The following is a 5,567-nucleotide window of genomic DNA, read 5'->3' on the forward strand; positions in this document are numbered from 1 at the left end:
GGCGCGTGGCTGGCCTTCGACGCGGACCAGCGCTCCGGGTTCCGCGCCGTCGCGGACAGCACCGGCCGGTACGACGACGACGTGTGGCGCCGCGCCGCCGCCTGGGCCGCCCTGTACGTCGCGGCGCTGGCGGCGAGCCCCGGCGCCGGCCCGGACTTCGGTCCCGTGCTCCGGCACGCGGCCGCGCAGCTGACACCTGCGTCCTGACGGCCTGAACCGTCGGCGTCCCCCGCAGCGTGCGCGGGGCGGTCGACGACGTCGTCGCCGGCCCGGGTGGCCGGAAGCCGGCCTGGCGCCGCCGCCGCGCGCCGGGTGGAGGCTCAGTCGCCGATCGTGAGCACGGAGACCGTCACCGAGGTGCAGGTGAGGCCCAGGGCGGACAGGGTCGCGGCCACTGCGCGCTGCACGTCCTCGGCCACGGAGCGCAGGCGGTGGCTCGGAGCGGTGGCGATGTCCACGGACACGGCCGCCGTGGTCCCGGCCAGGTCCAGCTCCAGGCCCTGACCGCCGAGCAGGACGTCGCGCTGCAGCAGGGCGCCGCCCCACTGGCCCACGCGCCCGAGCAGCGACGGCTCGAGCCGGACCACGCCCGGCACGGCGAGCACGGCCTGCGTGAGGGCGGCGGTGACGGCCTCGGCGTCCGGGTCCGCCCCGGTGGGCAGGGTGTGCGGGCTGTCGATGTCAGGCATCGTAGACGTCCTCCACAACGATGTTCACGGCCCCGGGGTCCACGGACACGTGACGGCTCAGGACCGCGATGACGCGATCGCGGATGTCGGCGCTCACCCGCGGCACCGTGACGGTGTGCGAGATGGCGATGCGGCAGGTCACGGCGTCGAGGACGGGCGCCTGGGGGTCGTAGCCCAGCTGGCCGTCGAGCCGCCGTCTTGGGGTGATGTCGATGCGCCGGGCGCGGACGCCCGGCACGGAGTCGGCCGCGAGCCGGACCAGGCTCACGAGCGCCTGCTCGCTGACGAGCACGGGGCCGATCTCGGTGACGGTGGCAGGGATGCGCCGGCCGCGGCGGACCTCCGCGCGCGCCACGGCGAGGACGTTCTCCCGCACCCGGGCGCGGGGCCTGAGGCTCTCGTCCGGGTCCGTGCCGGCCGTCTCCTCCAGGGAGCGGTGGCGGGCCGTGACCGAGCGCAGGGTCTGCAGGCTCGCGCGGGCGGCCCGGCACTGGTCGCACGCGAGCTCGTGGGCGTCCGGCGGGCGGTCGATGTGCTGCCACACCTCGTCGATGCTGCGCCCGCACCCCAGGCGGGGGTTCTCGTCTATCGCCATGACATCATCCCCTTCGCCAGTTCTGCTCGTGCTCGGGCCAGGCGCCCCCGGACCGTCGACTCGGAGATGGACAGCGCCTGGGCGATCTCGCGGTAGGGGCGCTCCTGGATCTCCCGCATCAACCAGCAGGCGCGCAACGGGGGTGGCAGCTGGTGCACCAGCCGGGTGAGCTCGTCGAGCTGGTGCTGGGTCTCGGTCACGGCGGCCGGGTCGGAGGGCGACCGTGGACCCACTGTGTCATGCACGGCCGTGGATTCGGGGATTTCCTGGGGCGCCCACGGGTCCGTTTCGCGGCTGCCGGCGCGCTGCAGCAGGTCCAGGCAGCGGCGCGAGGCGATCCGGTACAGCCATCCGCCGAACGCGCCGTTGGTGGTCAGCGTGGGCAGGGCCCGCCAGGCCCGGATCAGGGTGTCCTGGACGATGTCCTCGGCGTCCTGCCGGTTGCCCACCATGTTGTAGGCGTACCGGTAGAGCCGGCCCTCGTAGCTGACGACCAGCTGCTCGAACGCGTCGACGTCCCCGTCCTGCGCCCGGGCGACGAGGGTGTCCTCGTCCAGCGCCACCGCTCCGCGCGGTTGCCCCGGGTCCACGTCGTCCACCTGCAGGTCTGCCTCTCGTCGTCGGTGCCGCCCGCGTGCCGCTCCTCGGGCGGGGTCGCCCGGTCGTGCGGCCACCCTGCGCGGTGCCGTCGGAGGACCGCACCCGGGCACACCGTCCCGAAGTGCGGGAGCGTGCCCGGACCAGCATGCACGTCCGGGCGGAATTTAGCTAGACGATCTAGCGACAATGGGATTGGATGAGGGGCGGTCGTGACCGGCATCCGCCGATCCGACCACTGGGTGTGATGCAGATCACGGTGAACGGGCGTGACGAACGGCGAGGACGGCCGGTCTTACCTGTACCGGCACCGATGACCGCCCCCGCACCGGGGGCGTCGGCAGGCCGACCCGAGCACGACCAGTCCACCCGTCTTCCACGACCGAGGAGAAGCACCATGGCCCAGAACACCTCCGTTCCCCGTCCCGGCGAGAACACCTCGACCCAGTCCGGGACCAGCATCCCCCGCACCGGCGAGGAGCGCCGCCGCGACGAGGCCCGGGAGACCCCGACCACGCTGGAGCCCCGCCGTCCGGTGGGCCCGCTGCAGTCGGACCGCGGCAACACGACGCTGGAGGACACCGTCGTGGCCAAGATCGCCGGCATGGCCGCCCGCGAGGTCCCCGGCGTCTACGCCATGGGCAACGCCGCCCGCCGGGCGTTCAACGCGATCAGCGACCGCATCCCCAACTCCCAGACCAACGTCTCCGGCGGCATCAGCGTGGAGAAGGGCGAGCGGCAGACGGCCATCGACGTGACCGTGGTCGTCGACTACGGCGCCTCCGTGGTGGAGGTCGGCAACGGCATCCGCCGCAACGTGATCCAGGCGGTCGAGCAGACCACCGGGCTCGAGGTCGTCGAGGTCAACGTCAACGTCTCCGACGTCCACCTCCCCGAGGAGGACGGCGCCGGTCGCGGCGTCCCCGCCGGCTCCTCGGCCGGCGAGCTGGAGTAGCGTCCCTGCCCGCGCGCCACCGGTGCCCGGACCGTCCGGTCCCGCACCGGGCGCGCGGGCCCACCGACTCCCGTCCGCCGTCCGCCGCCCCTCGGCGGGCGGCGGACGGGGCCACACCGGGGCTGCCCCGGACGAGCACCGCGTGCCGCCGGACCCGCCGCTCCCCGCCCGCGGCACCTCCCTTCCCCGTTGTCCCGTGAAAGGACCTCATCGTGTCTGTCTCCCGTACCGCCCTCTTCGTGGGCCTGCTGCTGGGACTGGTCGTCGCCTTCGGCACCTTCACCCAGTTCCTGCTCGTGGTGCTCTTCGGCGCCGCCGGGCTCCTGATCGGCCGTGTGCTCGAGGGCAAGCTCGACCTGTCCGAGCTCGTCGGCCGCGGCCGGAGGTGACCGGTGACCACCATCGTCCGTTCTGACGCCCCGGCGGCACGCTCCGCGGCCGGCGCCGCCGATCGCGGCCCGGCGCAGGGCCCGGCCCTCGCCGAGCGCGGCACCCTGACCGTGCCCTCGTCCGTGGTCGCCAAGATCGCGGCGCAGGCCGCCTGGGAGCTGGACGCCGTCGGCGCCGCCTCCGGCGGTGTGCTCGGCCTCGGCGCGCGCCGCGACTTCGAGCGGCGGCCCACGGCCGACGCCCGCATCTACGGCCGCGCCGCCGTGATCGAGCTCGACCTCGGGGTCGCCTACCCCACCCCGCTGCGGCGGACCGCGGACCGGATCCGCACGCACGTCACCGACCGGGTCCGCGACCTGACCGGTCTGGACGTGGAGCAGGTGGACGTGAAGATCTCCTGGCTGCACCCGGCCGGAGCCGGCGGTACGAGAGGAGCACTGCTGTGAGCACCCCGTCCTTCCCGCCCCTGCGCCGACGCCCGGCCCGGGTCGTCCCCTCCGTGCTGGTGGGCCTGCTCGGGCTGACCGCCGCGGGCCTGCTCGCCTGGGCCGCGGTCCTGCGCTTCACCCAGGGCTCGTGGCCCGAGCCGGTCGCCACCGGCGCCCCGGCCGTCCTCGAGACCCCGCTCACCGATCCGGGGGTGCTCGCCGCCGGCATCGTCCTCACCGTGCTGGGCCTCGTCCTGCTGCTGTGCGGGCTCGTCCCCGGCCGGTACCGCGCCGCCCGGGTGCAGGTGCCCCGGCAGCTCTACGGCGGCTCCGAGGAGACCGTGCTCACCCACCGCGGTCTCGGCCGGCTGCTGGAGGCCCGCACCGCCCGGGTCGACGGCGTGGGCCGCGTCCGGGCCGAGGTGGGCGAGCGCCGCGTCCGCCTGCACGTGGACACCCCGCTGCGCGAGACCGGGACCCTGGCGTCCCGGGTGCGCACGGTCGCCGAGGACGCCTTCGTCCGCCTGCCGCTGGCCACCGCCCCGCAGGTGTCCGTGTCCGTCACCGAGAAGAGGAGCTGACCGATGCGCACCGTCTCCGGAACCCGCAACCGCGCCCTGCTCACCGTCCTGGGGCTGGTCCTGACCCTCGCCGGGGTGTGGCTCGTGCTCCTCGCCACCGGAACGGCCGCACGCCTCCAGGGCGTGAGCGCCCTGGCCCCCGCCGAGGGTGCCGCCGTGGGGGATCTCCTCGGCCCGGTCGACCAGCTCCTCCTGCCCGTGGGGATCGCGCTGACCGTCCTCGCCGGGCTGGTCGCCCTGTGGTGGCTGGCCCACCAGGTCCCCACCAGGGACCGGCCCGTGGACTACCGGCTCCAGGACGACGACGACCACGGCGTGGTCAGCATCGCGCCGTCCGTCATCGCCGCCGCGGTCCAGGCGCAGTGCGAGGAGCTGCCCGACGTGAAGCGGGCCGCCGTGGAACTGGCCGGCTCCGCCCGCGACCCCGAGCTGCTCCTCGACCTGACCCTCACCCCGGGCGCGTCCGTCGACCGGGTGCTGGACCAGGTCTACGGGACGGTGGTGCTCGACGTGGCCGTCGCCCTCGAGGTGGAGCTCGCCCACGTGGCCGTCCGCCTGGACGTGGCCCGTGCGGCCCCCCGCGACACCCAGGTGGCCGTGCAGGGCACGCGTCCCCGCGCGGAGAAGACCGCGGCGCACTAGGCGGCCGGCCGCAGCGGCGCTGTCCCGGACCGGGGGGATGGGGGCGGCGCCGCGGACCGCGTCATGAAACGCACACGATGCGTTCCGATGCGCCCGGTCGCGCCGGACGTGCGGGTGATCCGGCCCCTCGGGCCCCGCCCGGGCTTCCATCACGAAACGGCACGTGACGTTGCAGTGGTGAACCTCCTACGATGCGCTTGCACATCAGCACTCCCAGAAGCGAGGGAACACCATGAAGAACAGTGCAGCGGGCGTGGCGGCGGCGATCGGGCTCGTGGTCCTGACGGCAGGACCGGCGACGGCCGCGCCCGGTGACGCGATGGTCTTCACCGACTGCGCCACGGCCGCCGGGTACGGCGTCCACAACATCCCGGTGGGCTCCGTCAGCTACAGCACGAGCCTCGTCGACGACGACGGCGACGGCGTCGTGTGCGAGAGCGCCGAGTGGTCCTACGACCCCACCCGCATCCCCGTGGAGAACGCATCGGGCGGCTGGAGCCACACCGTCATCGACTGGGTCCCCGGCGCCGGACCCGGGCCGGACGCCCAGCCCGGCGAGGTGCCCGGCGAGGACCCGTACACCCAGGTGGGCGAGGTGCCCGTGGGCGGCGCCGACACCGGTGCCGCCGTGGACGCCGGTTCCGGCGCCCCGGTCCTCGCCGGCGGCCTGGCCGTGGCGGCGGTGGCCTC

At 75.0% G+C, this 5,567-nt stretch carries 9 protein-coding genes and 1 pseudogene; 7 read left to right on the forward strand and 3 right to left on the reverse strand.

Translation table 11 applies throughout. The features are described 5' to 3' along the window. A pseudogene (locus CRM73_RS17960) lies at nt 1-207 on the forward strand (phosphotransferase); the annotation flags it as partial. 113 nt (nt 208-320) lie between these two features. Here CRM73_RS17960 and CRM73_RS17965 read toward each other — a convergent pair. From CRM73_RS17965 to CRM73_RS17975, 3 genes are read right to left on the reverse strand one after another with little or no spacing between them, the layout of a single operon-like run. Continuing rightward, on the reverse strand, nt 321-689 hold the full coding sequence (locus CRM73_RS17965; protein ID WP_229588664.1) for an Asp23/Gls24 family envelope stress response protein: 369 nt from the start codon (nt 687-689) through the stop codon (nt 321-323). After that, on the reverse strand, nt 682-1,284 hold the full coding sequence (locus CRM73_RS17970) for an Asp23/Gls24 family envelope stress response protein (protein WP_229588665.1): 603 nt from the start codon (nt 1,282-1,284) through the stop codon (nt 682-684). The genes CRM73_RS17965 and CRM73_RS17970 overlap by 8 nt, the downstream gene beginning before the upstream one ends. Next, nucleotides 1,275-1,874, reverse strand: coding sequence for an RNA polymerase sigma factor (locus CRM73_RS17975; protein ID WP_229588666.1), 600 nt, complete (start codon nt 1,872-1,874; stop codon nt 1,275-1,277). Before CRM73_RS17975 ends, CRM73_RS17970 begins: the two co-directional genes overlap by 10 nt. Before the next feature lie 404 nt (nt 1,875-2,278). Between CRM73_RS17975 and CRM73_RS17980 the strand changes: the two genes are divergently transcribed. From CRM73_RS17980 to CRM73_RS18005, 6 genes are all read left to right on the forward strand, one after another. Continuing rightward, nucleotides 2,279-2,836, forward strand: a complete 558-nt coding sequence (locus tag CRM73_RS17980; protein WP_095650186.1) for an Asp23/Gls24 family envelope stress response protein — start codon at nt 2,279-2,281, stop codon at nt 2,834-2,836. A 212-nt stretch (nt 2,837-3,048) separates the two neighbouring features. Further along, entirely contained in the window at nt 3,049-3,225 is a 177-nt protein-coding gene (locus CRM73_RS17985; RefSeq protein WP_017834465.1) for a hypothetical protein, read from the forward strand. Nucleotides 3,226-3,228: 3 nt separating this feature from the next. Beyond that, nucleotides 3,229-3,672 carry an Asp23/Gls24 family envelope stress response protein gene (locus tag CRM73_RS17990; RefSeq protein ID WP_229588667.1) on the forward strand — a complete coding sequence of 148 codons (444 nt, stop codon included), beginning with the start codon at nt 3,229-3,231 and terminating at the stop codon, nt 3,670-3,672. Beyond that, the gene (locus CRM73_RS20015; RefSeq protein ID WP_229588668.1) at nt 3,669-4,235 is read left to right on the forward strand and encodes a DUF6286 domain-containing protein; all 567 of its coding nucleotides are present in this window, start codon (nt 3,669-3,671) and stop codon (nt 4,233-4,235) included. Before CRM73_RS17990 ends, CRM73_RS20015 begins: the two co-directional genes overlap by 4 nt. Before the next feature lie 3 nt (nt 4,236-4,238). Further along, nucleotides 4,239-4,877: a hypothetical protein gene (locus CRM73_RS18000; protein ID WP_229588669.1), complete on the forward strand. Its 639-nt coding sequence runs from the start codon at nt 4,239-4,241 to the stop codon at nt 4,875-4,877. Nucleotides 4,878-5,109: 232 nt separating this feature from the next. Further along, nucleotides 5,110-5,567, forward strand: a 458-nt coding sequence (locus CRM73_RS18005; protein WP_229588670.1) for an excalibur calcium-binding domain-containing protein, incomplete at its 3' end; no start/stop codon positions are given.

Origin of the sequence: Kocuria sp. CCUG 69068 (genome assembly GCF_020833785.1) — a bacterium.
Taxonomy (GTDB): Bacteria; Actinomycetota; Actinomycetes; order Actinomycetales; family Micrococcaceae; genus Kocuria; species Kocuria rosea.

Coding starts and splice junctions, on each gene's coding strand:
- CRM73_RS18000 (WP_229588669.1), top strand. CDS start 4,239: ATGCGCACCGTCTCCGGAACCCGCAACCGCGCCCTGCTCACCGTCCTG.
- CRM73_RS17980 (WP_095650186.1), top strand. CDS start 2,279: ATGGCCCAGAACACCTCCGTTCCCCGTCCCGGCGAGAACACCTCGACC.
- CRM73_RS17970 (WP_229588665.1), bottom strand. CDS start 1,284: ATGGCGATAGACGAGAACCCCCGCCTGGGGTGCGGGCGCAGCATCGAC.
- CRM73_RS17965 (WP_229588664.1), bottom strand. CDS start 689: ATGCCTGACATCGACAGCCCGCACACCCTGCCCACCGGGGCGGACCCG.